Source organism: Paenalicyclobacillus macrosporangiidus (assembly GCF_900116805.1).
Lineage (GTDB): Bacteria > Bacillota > Bacilli > Alicyclobacillales > Alicyclobacillaceae > Alicyclobacillus_H > Alicyclobacillus_H macrosporangiidus.
On record NZ_FPBV01000026.1, the window covers coordinates 1 to 15,308 of the forward strand.

A 15,308-nucleotide genomic window follows, 5' to 3' on the forward strand; every position below is an offset into this window, starting at 1 on the left:
AGGAAGACGGATCCGCAAACCAAACCGCCGTACCGTCGGCGGCGCTACTTCCGTGTTCAGTGGAAGCCGTCTGCGATTCGGGTTCGGGACGGGAAGCTCATCCTTTCCAATGGTCGCGGCAACGCCCCGCTGGTCGTACCGTGGCGCTGGGAAGCCCCTGTCTTGGTCGAACTGGGATGGACTGATTCCGCTTATGAACTACGGGCTGTATACTCCAGACCTGCGGCAGAACCCGTGTCGGAGGGAGGAACCGCCGGGGTGGACCTGGGAGAGGTTCACCTGGCGGTGGTTCACGACGGGGAGCGGACGCTGATTTACAATGGACGGGAACTTCGGGCCAAACGACAGTATCAGAACAAGCTCAAAGCCCGTCTTGCTGCGAAGCTGTCGCGATTGCAGAAAGGGTCCCGCCGCTGGCGAAAACTGCAGCGAAGCATGCGGAAGCAGTTGCGACAACTGGATCATCAGATTTGGGACATCCTGCATAAGCAGACCACAACACTGGTCTCCACCCTCCACGCGAGCAGGGTGCAGACGGTGGTCATTGGCGATGTACGGGATCTCCGAAAGCGAGTGGATTATGGACCTGCGGCCAATCAGCGAATCCATCAGATGGTCAGCGGTAAAGTTCGCTGGCTAATCACGTACAAGGCTGAGCGTCTCGGAATGCGGGTGGAGCTTCAGGATGAGGCGTATACGTCACAGGAGTGTCCACGATGTGGCTGCCGCCATAAACCGAAAGGACGAGTGTATACCTGTCCGGCCTGTGAGTTCCGCTTTCACCGGGATGGCGTTGGGGCGATCAACATTCGGCGCAGGTATCTGGGCCGAGGCCCAGTAGTTGGGGTGATGGCGTCCCCCACGGGTGTGCGGTGGCATCCGCATCAGTGCACCCGCGTAGCTCGCGATGAGCGAGAAAGAATCCCCGCCGTTTAGGGCTGGGGAGAACGTCAACGCCCTCACAGACTACGAAAAGACGAGTGTTGACTTTCCGGACGCCTATCTGGCCGCAAAGGCAAAGCTCTCCGGGAGACCGGTCTTAACATGGAATCTCAAAGATTTTCGGAAAGTCGGATGTCCGTACGAGCAACCTTAACACTTCCGCTGCCTGTACCTCGGCGTCGCGCCGGATGGGTCCCATTCCGGCGCGTCCGCTGCCATTTTAGGTCCGCGAGGCCTCCCCGGCACCCGGCACCTTCGCGACGCCTCCCGGACCGGCACCCGCGCCTCGCGCATCCGCGAACCCCTGCCACCGCTCGGCGCCGAGCCAGAAGACGAAGACAAAGGCCAGCGCCGCCAACAGGATCGCCCACAAGAAGGTGTGCGTGATGGACGCCGACAGGGCCGAGGTCAGCCGGTCCAGCACCGGCGCCGGGATGTGGGCGCGGACCTCCGGGGCGAGGATGACGTGCGGATCGATCCCGCCGGATCCGCCCACACCCGCACCGCCGCCGAATCCCGTGCCTGCGCCAGCCCCGGCCCCCGCGCCAAATCCATTCCCCGCTCCGGGCATCCCCGCGAACGCCTGCTTCAGGCGTGCGGCGAAGTCGTCCCGCTGGAGGGCGCCGAACACCGTGATCCCGACCGTCATCCCCAACTCGCGGATGAACGAGACCGTGGAGCTGGCCGCACCCCGCTGGTGCGCGTAGAAGTGGTGCATGCTCGCCATGCCCAGCACGGAGAAGGACGGTCCGATGCCGAGACCCACCAAAATCATGTACACCGTCAGCAGCCAGCGCGGCGTCTGTGGCGTCAAGGTCGAGAGCCCGGCGACGCCCGCCAACAGGATGGCGCAGGCGACCCACATGATGGTCCGGTAACGGAAGCGGCTCGCCAACTGTCCGCCGATGGGCGCCGCGAAGGAGCTGCCGAGCATCATCGGCAGCAGCACCAGGCCCGAGTTCGTGGCCGTCCCCCCGCGCACCCCCTGCACGTAGATCGGGATGTACACCACCGCCACGATGAACGCCGCGCTCGCGAACAGGCCTACCCAGATGCTCCCCGCGAACAACCGGTACCGGAACATCCCGTAGTCCACAATCGGCGCCCGGGCCCGCGCCTCCGCCAGGAAGAAGGCGGCGAAGCAGACCAATGCGCCGGCGAACAGCGCCAACTCCGGCCCGTCCGTCCAGCCGTACCGGTTCCCGCCGAACTCCATCGCGAACATCAGGCAGGCCACCGCCGGCACCAAGGTAAGGATACCCATCCAGTCGATGGTTTCCTTCGGGTGGCGGCGCGACTCGTGGTACGCCAGGGCGACCAGTGCGCACGCCACGAGCCCCAGCGGCACGTTGACGTAAAAGACCCAGCGCCAGCCCAGGTGGTCCGTGATGAAGCTGCCCAGCAGCGGGCCCGCGATGCTCGAGACGCCGAACACCGCCCCGATGAGGCCCGAGAACTTGCCCATCAGCTCGGCCGGCGCCACGTCAAAGAGGATGGTGAAAGCAATGGGCATCAGCGCCCCGCCGCCAATCCCCTGGATGGCCCGGTACACCGCCAACTCTGTGATGCTGTGGGCCGTGCCGCACAACACCGAACCCACCAGAAAAGTGAGGATGCCGAACAGGAAAAATCGCTTGCGCCCGTACATGTCAGACAGCTTGCCGAAGATGGGCATCCCCGCCATCTCCGTCGCCATGTACGCCGACGTCACCCACACGAACTGATCCAGCCCGCCCAACTGGCCCACGATGGTGCCGATGGCGGTCGACACGATGGTCTGATCCAGCGCGGAGACGAACGTCCCCAGCAACAACCCGGCCAGGATGAGCCCCAGCCTCTGCTTCTGCTCTTCCATTCATGCTCCTCCTTCGCATTCGATCCCGATGCCACAACGCCCGCATTCGCCCTACACCTTGCGCACCTCGCCCACCTCCGCGCGCAGATCCGCCTCGTACGACTCCCGGTACTCCACCACATCCACGCGGCAGCCCCGGCCAATCGTCACCCGGCCGCCCCGCACCACCTTCGCGGTGGTCCGGTACAACGACACCTGGTCGCCTTCCACCACATCCACCATCAGCTCTCCATCGCCCGCGAACGGCACCCGGTTCGGCCGCACAGTCACCGTTCCGCCGCCAATCTCGCCGGCTCTCGACGGCCCGAACAGCACCAGCTCCAGCGTCTCGGCGTTGACGAGACCGTCCACCGTGATGACCCCCCACACCTCGCACGTCTCGGCCGTCAGATCGCCCTCGACGGTCAGCTCCCCGCGGACATCCAGCCTGTCCACCCGGCATGCCCCGTGCACCGTCAACACCCCGCGGTAGCGGACCAACTCCCACTCGCACGCATCGTGCACCGTGATGACCCCGCGCCCGAGGACCCGGCCTCCGCGCGCACCGCCCGCGACCTCGAGCGTCCCCGTCACGTCCACCACGCGCGCGTCCACGCGTCCCTCCGCCCGGCAGTTGCCGAGCACACACAGCGCCTCGCAGTCCACGTCTCCGTGCAACTCGCCCTCGCCGCGGATGCGCACGCGTCCGTACGCCCCGCCTCCGAGGCTCCCCTCGCCCGTGATGGTCAGGTCGCGCCGCACGCCGTGTTCATTCCTCGTTCCATCCCGCTGTTCCATATTCATCACCCCTCCTCATCATCAGCCCGCCCGGGCCGTCACACCTGCAGCCGTCACACCTGCACGTGCTCGTTCACGCGGGCCCCGTCGTCCTGGCGGAATTCGCTGCGGTACTCCACCCGTTCAATCTCGCACCCCGGCCCGATGTGCACCTTATCGCCGCGCACCACCCGGGCCCGCGTCGCCTCCAGCCGGATGTCGTCGCCCTCCACCGTGTCCACCGTCAGCCGCCGGTAGCGGGAGAAGAAACCCCATCGCCAACTCCGGTGCACCCGGATGCGCGAGCCGCCCAGCTCCCGCACCTTCGATCCGCCGTACAACCGGATCGTCACCTCATCCGCACTGACCAGTCCGTCAATCTCAATGGCCCCCGACACCTCCACCACCTCGGCCGAGCAGTCCCCGTCCACGTGGATCTGCCCGGACAACCGGAGGGTGTGCCCTCGAAGCGCCCCTTCCACCTTCGTCTTCCCGTTTGCCACCAACTCCTTGGCCTCCAGCGTCCCGCGCACCGTCATCACGCCGTCGATGCGGGCGGTCTCGCACACCACGTCGCCCACCACACGGCCCACGCCGCTGATGTGCACCCGCCGGTAGACGCCTCCACCTGCCGTCGCCACCCCGGACATCACCAGGTCCCTTACCGGGTCCGGCCGCTTGCCTTCGTCCGCCGGATGCCGCTTGTCTTCGTTCACCGTTCTCCCTCCTCAGGCCAGTTTCAATTTCAACTGCTCCACACACGCAGGGATGTTGATCCGCGCCACCACCCGCGCACCCTGCTCAAACCGCAGCTCTCCGGGCAGCGTCGCCAGCAGGCACGTCGCGATGCCGAGCTTGCGCACAAACACCAACTCCACCGCCCGCCCCTGCTCGGCCCCGCGCTGCAACTGCGGATACTCGTTCTCCATCAACTGCAGCGCCATCCGGCCCTCGTCCAGGCTCACCTCGCCCGTCTGGAGCGCCGCATCCAGCACGTACAGGCACAGCAGCTCATCGAACGACAGCACCCGCGCCTCCGGGTGCCGCTCCCGGTACACCCGCTGCGCCACCTCCGTAACAATGTGACGTTCCGACACCTCATCCCAGCGCACCGACACCCCCGCCGGGCTCGGCGAGAACACGTCCGCCAGCTCGTCAAGGGACAGGTCGTCCTTCATGTTCTTGATCCGCTCGATGCGCGCCAGGATCTTGTCGCGCGGGAAGAACGTCTCCTGCCCAGTGAACGTAGACTTGCGGATGAACCACTCCTCCGGGATCAGGCGCTTGCGCTTCCACCGGTACAGTTGCCCGTACGAAATGCCGGTGACCTCCAACAGCTCCTTCTTGGAGATCAGGTCTTCCTCCACCAGTGCCATCCCCCTTCGATGGGGAGAGTGTAACATAACAATGTTTCGTTACGCAAGATGCGCAGACGAAAATGGGAAGAAAGAACCAGAGCGAGTTGTGAGGCGGGTACCGCGCTTGTGGAGGCTGGTGTTGGGGCTGGACATGGGAGTGTTACCACATCATTGTTGAGGAGACCAGCATCTAGTCCAGATTTTCGGATAATCTCACTGGTTTCGAGGGCCTTCAGCCAAGTGATCCCCGGGTCTTAGCCAGGTTGTCGGACTAACTCGCCCGCTTCGAACCCCACGAGTGGCATTTTTGTACGAAATCCCGGCTTAACACCCGCACCCGAACGCACCGAACCGCCTCCGATCCAGGAACTTAACCGGTATTTTGCGGCCTATGGGCACGCGGAAACATGACTCGGCTTCAAACAACTCAGACTTGTGTGGAGCGGATGAAGATGGTCGAGCGGAACCATTCGTAGATGCCACGGAATTGGATTGAGACAAATACGAAAGGCGACCCTACGAACGCTTTGGATCATCCTTCGGATGAATCCACGGCCCGCCCAACTGACGAAAATGCTTGTCTCTCGTCAGCACAGGGTAACCTGTCAGTTTGGCCCATGCCGACAAATAAGCGTCCGCAAATTCTTCGATGGGAACGAGTCCTTGTTCAATCGCGTCCAGCGCGATGCGAACCGATTCAATGTCCTGCGTCACGATGTCCTCGTTCTCAACGACCTGTTTCAGCGCTTGCACCACATCCGATGGCGCGTACTGATAGGATTTCGTCAGCACCCATATCGTCTCGGAGATCACCAGCACGGGCAAGTGCCAAATGATTTCACCGCGTTCAACCGCTTCGATCCAGGGAGCGAGTTCTGCCACGTGCTCTTCGGGATAATTTGTAAGCAGGCAAACCAAAATGTTGGTGTCAAGAATTTGATGGCTTGCTCCCATAACATCATTCCTTGTTTAGCTGGTCTTGGTATTCCTCCACCACGCGCCTGGCCCACGCCTCCCGTACAGCCGCCATGTCCAATGGCCTGTTCGGTTTGGGCAAAACCCCAATGATCGACGACAATTTCCGCTTTGGCGCACCCTTTACGACCACTTGATCCCCTTCCACATAAAACAGAATCGCATCCCCCTCTTTCACGCCCAGCGCACTGCGCACCTTCGCCGGCACCGTGATCTGTCCCTGTTTGGAGATTCTCGCTTCCATGACCATCATTTCCATCGCCTCTTTCCATACCCTTCAATTCTCATCGAGTCGCCTTTCAGGACCGTAATCCACGGGCGGTTTACGCGCTACAGGCGGTTTACGCGGCAGCGACAGCCAGTAAGGTACACTTTCATGATACCATGATAAATGATGACTTCAACAAATGCATTCAAAGTAAAGAATTTATCCTAATTCTTTATTCTCCACTCCGACGATATGCTTTATACCCCGGGATTGTGCGGACGTGTACAGATGCCTCCCCACACCCATAGCAGGAACCCCCGCCCCCGCTCGCGAATTCCCTCCCTCGGAGGGGTTCGTCCGTGAAACCTCAACATGAAGCGTATGCCCAGTGGGACCGCCTGCGCCGGGAAGAGACGGTGCGCGAGCACCTGCCGCTCGTGTACCGTCTCGCCCGCCGCGTGGCGAACAGCGTCGAATTGCGCGGCCTCGAGCTGAACGACCTCGTCCACGCAGGCGTCATCGGCCTCTACCAGGCGATGGATCGTTACGATGCCTCCCGCGGCGTCCCGTTCGGCGCCTTCGCCATGCGCCACGTGCGCGGGCGGATGCTCGACGAGATCGCCCGGCATCACCAATTGCCGCGCGGCCTGCGCGAGCGGCAGAACCGCTTGCACGCCGCATACGACCGCCTGTCCCAGCAACTGATGCGGGAGCCCAGCGATGAGGAGCTGGCGGCCGAGCTCCGTATCCCGCTAGACCAGCTCCACGAATGGTGGGTCGATCTCGGTTGGACCGCCGCCTTCTCCCTCGAGGAGCTGGAAACCCAGGGGCAGGCGGACGTGCCCGCTCCCGAAGATACGTTCGATCCCGCCCGGCGCCTCGACCGCCAGGCGGCCCGCGCCCAGCTGGTCCAGGCCCTGCACCGGCTCACGCCGCGTGAGCAGCAGGTGCTGTGGCTGTATTATGAGGAAGAGTTGACCCTGAAGGAGATCGGCGAGGTCCTGGACCTGAGCGAATCGCAGGTGTCGCGTATCCGGTCGAAAGCCATCCTCCGCCTGCGCGGCATGCTGACCGGTCACACCCGGGACGGGTGATCGCGAAACCGCACCGGCAGGTCCGAGATCCACACACACCGCATGTGGCCGCGTCCGCGCGCGCAAACCGGACAATTACGGGTGAAAATCGACGCCTGTTCTGCCCCATCACGTACTACGCCCGAAAATCGTCCATTTCCGGGCGCACGCCGAAAACGCGGATCGCCGATATATTGTTACAGGAGCCTGTCGGCCGCACCAGGTGCTGCCCATGTGTGAGGTGAAACCAGGCCATGCGTATCGACGACCTGAACCGATATACATTCAATCCCGCCAATCCCGCGGATCGCCTCCGCGTCGCCAACCAGACGGCTGCGGCCCAGCCGAATCCGCCTGCGGAGGAAACGCGGCGGCCGAGCGAGTCTGAACGGATTGCGAAACTGAAGGAGGCCATTCGCTCCGGCCAGACCCCTGATCTGCAGAAGCTCGCCGATACCCTGCTCAACACCGGCATCTTCTTCGACGAACGGGCATAGGCGGTGGAGGAAGCGGGTGTACAAAGGAGGACGGGACGTGCACCAGCCGTTGCAGCATTTGGCCACAGTGCTCGACAAGCTGCTCGCCGAGCACGAGCGGTTGCTTCGTCTGAGCCAACGGCAGAAACAGGTCCTCGTCGCGCGGCGGATGAACGAGATTCAGCGCGTCACCGCGGAAATGCAAGCATCCATCACCCGTGTGCACGAGCTGGAAGCCTCGCGACAGGAGATCACCGAAGCTCTGGCTGAATCGTGGGGCCTGTCGGTCGACACCTTGACTCTCACGACGATTGAAGATCGCGTCGGGCGTACGGACCCGCGCCTCGCAGGGCGCTTGGCGCACACCGGCCGGCGCCTGCGCGACACGCTTTCGCTCCTAGCGCAGCAGAACCGTGAAAACCAGCGCCTGACGGAGCAGTGGACACAATACACGACCCAGATGTTCGAGTGGGTGGCCCGCCACACCGGCACCGCCGGATATCATCCGGCACAATCGCCGGACGGGACGCCGCGAAACCTGGTCTTTGATCTGAAGGCATAGAAAGAGCGCCACCTCGGCGAATGGATGAGCCAAGTCCGTCCATCTCGCCTCAGACAAGGAGGACACCTGCGTGCTCGGGACGTTTCTCGGATTGGAAATCGCCAAGCGCGGATTGCAGACGCAACAGGCGGCCATCGAAGTCACCGCCCACAACATCAGCAACGCCAACACCCCCGGCTACACCCGGCAGCGCGTGGACTTGGTGGCCACCCAGCCTTTGGAGGTCCCCGGTCTGACCAGCGCCATCCCGGGACAGGTTGGCACCGGAGTCCAGGTGGACAAAATCGAGCGGCTGCGCGACGACTACTTGGACACGCAGTACCGCCAACAGAATTCATACCTCGGCTCCTGGCAGGCGCAGCAGGACGCCCTGCAGAAAGTGACGGCCATTCTCAATGAGCCGTCCGACACCGGCTTGTCCACAGTGATGCAGAACTTTTGGAACGCGTGGGACAAACTTTCGTCCAACCCGAACGATCTCGCCGCCCGCAACCTGGTCGTGCAGACCTCCGTCACGGTGGCGCAGACACTCAACCAGACCGCGAACCAGCTCTCTCAGTTGCAGGATGATCTCAATGCAAGCCTGTCTGCCACGGTGGACCAAGTCAACTCTTACCTGACGCAAATTGCCCGCCTCAATCAGCAGATTGACAGCGTGCTGGATGACGGCAAGCAGCCGAACGACCTCATGGACCAGCGTGACTACCTGATTGACCAACTCTCCAATCTGGCCGATGTGTCGGTGCAGACGGATACCGCCGGACGCATAACGCTGTCCATCGGCGGCCAGGTGGTGTTGGACGACCAGACCGTCACTCCGGACCCGTCTGACAGCAGCAAGCCGCTGCTCCAAGTGACCACCGATACGACGAATCCAAACTACCCGCTCACCATTGGCGTGACCAGCGGCAAACTTCAGGGTCTGGTCGCGGCGTTGAACACGGTGAAATCCTACCAGTCCGATCTCGACGCATTCGCATACAGCCTTGCAGACGGACCAATCACCGTAACGCTTGCCGGGAACTGGACCATTTACGCCGACGCCACAGGCACCGCGACCCTGCCGGTGGACATCCAGATTGGCAGCGACAAGTACCCGGCAAGCACCCGTCTGGCCGACGTGGCCAAAGACCACCCCGAGCTCGGGATTGCTATCGACCCAGTCAGTGGCGACGCCACAATTCCGCAAGGCAAATCCATCACCGTGTTCGGCCTCAACGGCCTGCTCCAGATGGGATACGATCAAAACGGCTCCCAAGGCAAGCCGCTGTTCGTCATCAATCCGGCCACGACGGACAGCAACGTCACGGCCGCGAACATCACCGTCAACCCAGCCATCAGTCAGGACGTCACGACCCTCGCGGCGTCCTTCACCAAGACCGCGGGCGACGGGACACTCGCCATGACCGTCAGCAGCGTCAAGCTGGCCCAGGTGCAGTTCTCCGACCCAAACGACGCCACCGCATCCATGCCTCTTCGCCAGGGCACCTTCGACAGCTTTTTACAGGCGGTGGTCGGACAGCTCGGCATTCAGGGCCAACAGGCGGACCAACAGGTCTCCAACCAGCAGGCACTGGTCCAGCAGATCGACATGCAGCGCCAGTCCGTCACCGGCGTGTCGCTCAATGAGGAGATGTCCAACCTGATTCAGTACCAGCAGGCGTTCAACGCCTCTGCAAAGGTTGTCCAGGCCGTGAACGACTTGCTGACCACGCTCATCAACAGCGTCCGCTAACGCCGAAAGCGAGGGATATTGTCGTGCGCGTCACGCAGGGCATGCTCAATCAACAGATGTTGTTCGATCTCGAGGCCAATACGGACCGCCTGTTGCGCCTGCAAAACCAGGTGGCAACCGGGAAGCGCATCAACAAGCCAGCCGACGACCCCGTCGGCGTCGGCTTTGTCATGCGCTACAAGAGCGAGATCGCCTACTATCAGCAGTACCAGGACAACGCCAACGCCGCCCAGGGCTGGCTGAATTACACCGATACCGTGATGAGCCAGGCCTACCAGGTCGTGCAGCGGGCGCGCGATCTCGCGGTCCAAGGCGCCTCCGACACGATGTCCCCGGACGACCGCCAAGCGCTCGCCTCCGAGGTGGATCAGCTCTACCAGCAGTTGGTCACCATCGGCAACTCCCAGTACAACGGGCAGTACATTTTCAACGGTCAGCAGACCCAGCAAGCACCCTACGGATCCACCGGCGCAGAAACAGTCACGACCGACAGCGGTGACATTCTGTACGACGTCGGCGACGGCATCCACCTCACGGTGAACACGCCGGGCAACCAGTTCTTCGGAGACGCGAGTGATTCCGACAACGCGTTCGCCCTGCTCAAGAACTTGAGCGACGCCTTGAAGAGCGACGACGGCCAGGCGGTGAACCAACTGCTCGGCCAGTTCGATTCCCGCCTCAATCAGATGTCGGCCGCGCAGGCGGACGTCGGAGCCCGTCTGAACCGCGTTCAGTTCGAGCAGTCCCGCCTCTCGGACCTGTTGAACAATTTCCAAACCCTGCTGGCGGGCGTCCAGGACGCCGACATGGCGAAGGCCATCACGGACCTTACCACCTCCCAATCGGTGCAACAGGCGGCCCTCCAGGTGGGCGCACGCGTCATCGTGCCGACGCTGGTGGATTTCTTGAAGTGAGTGTGTCAGTGCGGTGATTTGGACGTGCGAGGTAAAGAGATCGGATCCTGCCAAGACAGTGATCGGATCTCTTCTTACTTTCACGGTCCGTTGAGCATTTCTATTCGTCAACCAGAAAGGGGTGCCCCTATGGTGATGCCGCAGATCCAGATTGAGCAGAGGTTCGGCCAAATTGGCCTCTCCTACACGCCGCCCCACTTTGACATCCGCACACGGCAGGCGGATCTCACCATCGAGGCACCCGCTGCCGAGTTGTCCATCCACACCACGCCGGGTCGGCTCGACATTGACCAGACCGAGGCCTTCGCAGACGAGGATCTGCGCACTCCGCTCGATTTCTCCAAGCACCAAGCGGCGCTCGCCCGCCAAACCGCCGCCCAAGGCGTGGCCGAGGCTGCACAATGGGGCCAGCGCTTGCTGCACATCGAGCGCGGCGACGCCTTCCCCGCCTGGGTCATGCGCTACCGGGACCACATGCGGCAGTTCGCCCCCGCCCTGGTTCCACGCCCATTTTCGGTACATATCCATTATGAGCCAGGCCGCGTGGACATCCAGGCGCAGGTGCAGCCGGTGCGTGTCCATGCACAGCCCCACCCGGCCGAGATTGAGTTTGTGCCGGGACAGGTGCACACGTACCTCGAACAAAGGCCGGAGATCCGCATCATCCCGCCGCCCGTGGAACACCTGGTGGAAATGCAAGCATGAGGAAGGGTTTCTGAATCAGGAGACGAGAAGGGGGCAACACACACGCGACTCCATGAACAACCGTGACTAGGTTGATGCTTTACACAGCTGAATTCCAAGAGCACCTGGCTTATGTGAGTTATTTCATGATGCTGATGCAAGACCATATTTGTGGAAACGCGTTAGAGAACTTCCGGATAAGAGAATACATATGGAATGGCTCTTGGAAGCAAGTGTACGCCGTCCCGTGCAGCAAACTGTAGCACGCGGATTGTACATGCCACCTGCTTAAAGTCACAATCTCCTCCGTATGCGGACCTCCGTCCGCCAGAACGGAGTACTTGGAGGAAGAACTCCGTATGAAGATCAGCCTGTGTACCATAGTGAAGAATGATGCGATCCTCCTGCCTCGTTTACTGAGCAGTGTGCTTGGGGTCGTGGACGAGATCGTTATCGCGGATACGGGATCGACGGACGCAACCATTGACGTTATTAAGTCGTTTGCAGTGGAACATGAGGGATTGGTGAATTTCCTCCACTACGAGTGGAAGGACGACTTCTCCGCCGCCCGAAATTTTGTCTTAGACCACGCATCCGGCGATTGGGTATTGGTCCTAGATGGTGATGAGTTCTTGGAACCGTGCAACGTTACAGATCTTCGAAGCACTTTAAAGGAGACCCGTCACGATGGTCTGCTCGTCAAAATCCGCAATTATACAGGTAGCATGGCGGACATTCGCGGCGAAGTGGAACTGGATGCGGTCCGCCTGTTCCGCTCCCATTACCGATACGTCGGAATGATACATGAGCAAATTGTCGAGCCGATTCGCCGTGCTGGGGGAACCATCGGACAGTCAAACTTGCTTGTTCACCATCTCGGGTATCTCGATGAATACCGCAAAATAAAGAGGAAAAATGAACGTAATACAGAACTCTTGAAACGACAGATACAGTCCATTCGCCAGCAAGACAAAATTCACCGATGGCATGCTATTACGAACCTCCTGGCAGAATACCAGGTCGCCGGCCGCTGGGAAGAGGTAGCATCTCAATCAAGACTGTTACTTGAGGAAATCCGCGCCAATAAGGCACAGAGGAAACTTCCGTTTCTCAAAAGGATTTACCATCAATGCGTAACCAGCCTACAACGCCTCGGCCGGTTGGAAGAGGCGCTGCGCACGGCCCGCGAGGCAGTTTCGCTCTTTCCCGCGCACACGGATACTCAGTTATTACTGGCGGAAACCTACGTCACGATGCGCCAGTACGCGGAAGCAATGGATGTACTGAAGATCTGTCGCGAGATAGGCGATGTACAGATGGACACAAGCAATTACCTAGTGGGGGCGGGTACATACATCTCTGCTAGGTTGATGGCCTATTGTTGGCTTCAGCTCGGAGATGACCTCTCCGCCCGGGAATGGTTTATGACGTCGTTCTCTGAAAATATGTCCCAGGCTGGGGTGATTGCATGGCTCGTAAGATTGACGCCTGAGCCGCAAGTAGCTCACGAGTTGGAGAGACTCATCCACACTCCACAAAGATACGAAGAGTTCTTGTTACCCTACGTTATCGCTGGACACGATGATGCGCAAGTGTTTATTGAGAGGGCACGTCAACAGTGGGGGGACCAAGCATTTGTTCGTCGTGCTGAGTTCGCATACGCAATCCGTCATGAAAGCAAACCATGTTTACCGAACGTACCTCGGCCAGGGGATTATGTCCGCTGGGGTCTCTGGTTGTTCGAACAAGGTGACGTTTCAATGGCCATCCATGCCTGGCAACAGGCCGGACCGCAAGGAACGTACCTAATCCGGTTAGTCCAAACTGGGGAAGAACATATGAAGTGGGAGGTCGCGACACTGTTGGACGATCTACTGGCAACACGTTCCACTCGCCTACTGTCCCAGTACAGTGCCAGCGCGACAGACTTGTCCCACCATTTCAGCCTTTTTCTTCATACAGACCTTAAAGGTGCGTTCACCACTGAAGCGTTTCTAAACGGCCCAAGTGGCTCCCACCAGGAATGGGAATGGCGCGCCATGCTTCATCTGCACCAGGGTTCTGTGGAACGCGCAAGTGACGCGTTATCGCAAGCTGTTCTGCCGGATGGCCATCTGTCCGTGCGAGGATACCTTCTCGCTGGCGACGTTGAACCCAAGCAAAGAACACGTCGGCTGCAAGACGCGCTCAAGCGATATCCTGACTCCAAACTCCTGCAATACGTGCGCAAACAGCATTTCTCGCACCTTTGACTATGCACAATGGCACACCGTAAACCACCGTCCGCAGCTTATCAGCAAAAATGAATGCAAGTTTTCTCTTCACCTTTCAGATAGTCATAGTGAATCCACTCACACCAGCGGTGAGTTGGATCATCTGCCTAACGGCAAATCTGAAAGAAAGGGTGTATCATCGTGAGCTTCGGTCTCATCATCAACCACAACCTGGGTTCGATGAACGCGCTGTCGGCTCTCAACCAGAACCAGAACAGCTTGCAGAAGGTGTTGCAACAGCTGTCTACGGGCAAGCGGATCAACGGCGCTGCGGACGATGCGGCTGGGTTGGCGATCTCCCAGAAGATGCAGGCCCAGATCAACGGCTTGGACCAGGCCTCCCGCAATGCGCAGGACGGAATTTCGTTGATTCAGACTGCAGAGGGTGCCCTGAACGAGACGCAAAGCATCCTGCAGAGAATGCGTGAATTGGCCGTCCAATCGGCAAACGATACGAACACCGATGCGGATCGTGCGCAGATTCAAAAGGAAGTTGACCAACTTTCTCAGGAAATCTCTCGCATTGGCAATACGACGCAGTTTAACACCAAGAACCTGTTAGACGGTTCTTTCAGCGGTACATTCCAGATTGGGGCGAACCAGGATCAGAACCTGTCTCTCACCATCGGTGATATGCGTGGGTTTGCGCTGGGGGTTGCCGGTGCGGTTGGCGAACAGGTCAGCGCGACAGTTACGAATACCTACGGCACTCTGACGGATGGAACCTACATCGTGGTACAGAGCGGAGCGAATTACAATTTGGTGGACAGCAGCGGGAAAGTGGTTGCCACCAGCACGGATGGTGGTATTACCTACGTTTCAACGGCCGATCCGTCCGGCACCGATCAGTTGGCGTTCAGCGGTGCAACTGAAGCCGTCACCTCTGGCGAAATTACGATCTCGAGCTCGGGTGGCAGCACGACCGCTATTGGGTACCACGACGTTGCCAACACCGGCCTGCAGGCTGGTACGTACACGTTGGATAGCACAAACCAATACTTAAAAGATCTGAACGGTAACATAGTTGCTACATCCACCGATGGAACGACTTACAAAGATGCTGCCGGGAATACACTCTTCAAATTGGATGCTGCACCAGCCAGTGACACAACCATCCAGGTCGGCGGCATCGACGTGTCGAGTCAGTCAGCTGCAAATGCAGCCATAACGACCATCGACAAAGCGATTCAAACGGTGTCAACACAGCGGGACCAGCTGGGCGCATATCAGAATCGCCTCGAGCATACCATCAACAACCTGGACGCTTCGTCCCAAAACCTAACCTCCGCAGAATCCGGCATCACCGACACAGACATGGCCTCTGCGATGGCCGAGTTCACGAAGGACAACGTGCTGCAGCAGGCGGCCGTGGCAATGCTGGCACAGGCGAACCAGCAGCCGCAGTTGGTGCTCAAGCTGCTCGGCTGATTGCTCATCATTCTTCGGGAGGGCCGGCCCCACAGGCCGGTCTTCCGTCTCTTCTACACTGGCGTGTAA

General features: G+C 60.3%; 15 protein-coding genes. 9 read left to right on the forward strand and 6 right to left on the reverse strand.

All coding sequences use genetic code 11. The features are described 5' to 3' along the window. On the forward strand, positions 1-936 hold a 936-nt coding region (locus tag BM357_RS16155; protein ID WP_074955886.1), incomplete at its 5' end, for an RNA-guided endonuclease InsQ/TnpB family protein. Between the two features lie 226 nt (positions 937-1,162). On the opposite strand, the gene BM357_RS16160 is transcribed toward BM357_RS16155, so the two are convergent. The 6 genes from BM357_RS16160 to BM357_RS16185 all read right to left on the reverse strand — a co-directional run bounded on the left by BM357_RS16160 (position 1,163) and on the right by BM357_RS16185 (position 6,139). After that, on the reverse strand, positions 1,163-2,797 hold the full coding sequence (locus BM357_RS16160; protein ID WP_074955889.1) for an MDR family MFS transporter: 1,635 nt from the start codon (positions 2,795-2,797) through the stop codon (positions 1,163-1,165). Positions 2,798-2,848: 51 nt separating this feature from the next. Continuing rightward, positions 2,849-3,574 carry a hypothetical protein gene (locus BM357_RS16165; RefSeq protein ID WP_074955893.1) on the reverse strand — a complete coding sequence of 242 codons (726 nt, stop codon included), beginning with the start codon at positions 3,572-3,574 and terminating at the stop codon, positions 2,849-2,851. A 53-nt stretch (positions 3,575-3,627) separates the two neighbouring features. After that, complete coding sequence (locus BM357_RS16170; protein ID WP_074955896.1) at positions 3,628-4,269, reverse strand: hypothetical protein; 642 nt, start codon at positions 4,267-4,269, stop codon at positions 3,628-3,630. 12 nt (positions 4,270-4,281) lie between these two features. Next, positions 4,282-4,920, reverse strand: coding sequence for a YhbD family protein (locus BM357_RS16175; protein WP_074955899.1), 639 nt, complete (start codon positions 4,918-4,920; stop codon positions 4,282-4,284). 507 nt (positions 4,921-5,427) lie between these two features. Continuing rightward, a complete protein-coding gene (locus BM357_RS16180) occupies positions 5,428-5,865 on the reverse strand; it encodes a type II toxin-antitoxin system VapC family toxin (protein ID WP_074955902.1) in 438 nt (145 codons plus the stop codon). A gap of 4 nt (positions 5,866-5,869) precedes the next feature. Then, positions 5,870-6,139 carry an AbrB/MazE/SpoVT family DNA-binding domain-containing protein gene (locus tag BM357_RS16185; RefSeq protein ID WP_074955905.1) on the reverse strand — a complete coding sequence of 90 codons (270 nt, stop codon included), beginning with the start codon at positions 6,137-6,139 and terminating at the stop codon, positions 5,870-5,872. 314 nt (positions 6,140-6,453) lie between these two features. Here BM357_RS16185 and BM357_RS16190 point away from each other — a divergent pair, with 314 nt between their 5' ends. The 8 genes from BM357_RS16190 to BM357_RS16230 all read left to right on the forward strand — a co-directional run bounded on the left by BM357_RS16190 (position 6,454) and on the right by BM357_RS16230 (position 15,239). After that, a complete protein-coding gene (locus tag BM357_RS16190) occupies positions 6,454-7,188 on the forward strand; it encodes a sigma-70 family RNA polymerase sigma factor (protein ID WP_074955908.1) in 735 nt (244 codons plus the stop codon). A 233-nt stretch (positions 7,189-7,421) separates the two neighbouring features. Continuing rightward, entirely contained in the window at positions 7,422-7,664 is a 243-nt protein-coding gene (locus tag BM357_RS16195; RefSeq protein ID WP_074955912.1) for a flagellar biosynthesis anti-sigma factor FlgM, read from the forward strand. Between the two features lie 37 nt (positions 7,665-7,701). Continuing rightward, positions 7,702-8,205, forward strand: a complete 504-nt coding sequence (gene flgN / locus BM357_RS16200; protein ID WP_074955915.1) for a flagellar export chaperone FlgN — start codon at positions 7,702-7,704, stop codon at positions 8,203-8,205. 70 nt (positions 8,206-8,275) lie between these two features. After that, complete coding sequence (gene flgK, locus BM357_RS16205) at positions 8,276-9,940, forward strand: flagellar hook-associated protein FlgK (RefSeq protein WP_074955917.1); 1,665 nt, start codon at positions 8,276-8,278, stop codon at positions 9,938-9,940. 23 nt (positions 9,941-9,963) lie between these two features. Beyond that, positions 9,964-10,854 carry a flagellar hook-associated protein FlgL gene (flgL, locus tag BM357_RS16210; RefSeq protein WP_074955920.1) on the forward strand — a complete coding sequence of 297 codons (891 nt, stop codon included), beginning with the start codon at positions 9,964-9,966 and terminating at the stop codon, positions 10,852-10,854. A 129-nt stretch (positions 10,855-10,983) separates the two neighbouring features. Then, positions 10,984-11,559: a DUF6470 family protein gene (locus tag BM357_RS16215; RefSeq protein WP_074955923.1), complete on the forward strand. Its 576-nt coding sequence runs from the start codon at positions 10,984-10,986 to the stop codon at positions 11,557-11,559. Positions 11,560-11,897: 338 nt separating this feature from the next. Next, positions 11,898-13,790, forward strand: coding sequence for a glycosyltransferase (locus BM357_RS16225; RefSeq protein ID WP_074955929.1), 1,893 nt, complete (start codon positions 11,898-11,900; stop codon positions 13,788-13,790). Positions 13,791-13,952: 162 nt separating this feature from the next. After that, on the forward strand, positions 13,953-15,239 hold the full coding sequence (locus BM357_RS16230; RefSeq protein WP_245784049.1) for a flagellin N-terminal helical domain-containing protein: 1,287 nt from the start codon (positions 13,953-13,955) through the stop codon (positions 15,237-15,239). The last annotated feature ends 69 nt before the right edge of the window (positions 15,240-15,308 follow it).

Excerpts from the sequence above, each read along its gene's own strand:
- BM357_RS16160 (WP_074955889.1), bottom strand. The coding sequence starts at position 2,797 with ATGGAAGAGCAGAAGCAGAGGCTGGGGCTCATCCTGGCCGGGTTGTTG.
- BM357_RS16165 (WP_074955893.1), bottom strand. The coding sequence starts at position 3,574 with ATGGAACAGCGGGATGGAACGAGGAATGAACACGGCGTGCGGCGCGAC.
- BM357_RS16215 (WP_074955923.1), top strand. The coding sequence starts at position 10,984 with ATGGTGATGCCGCAGATCCAGATTGAGCAGAGGTTCGGCCAAATTGGC.
- BM357_RS16195 (WP_074955912.1), top strand. The coding sequence starts at position 7,422 with ATGCGTATCGACGACCTGAACCGATATACATTCAATCCCGCCAATCCC.
- BM357_RS16185 (WP_074955905.1), bottom strand. The coding sequence starts at position 6,139 with ATGATGGTCATGGAAGCGAGAATCTCCAAACAGGGACAGATCACGGTG.
- BM357_RS16180 (WP_074955902.1), bottom strand. The coding sequence starts at position 5,865 with ATGGGAGCAAGCCATCAAATTCTTGACACCAACATTTTGGTTTGCCTG.
- BM357_RS16225 (WP_074955929.1), top strand. The coding sequence starts at position 11,898 with ATGAAGATCAGCCTGTGTACCATAGTGAAGAATGATGCGATCCTCCTG.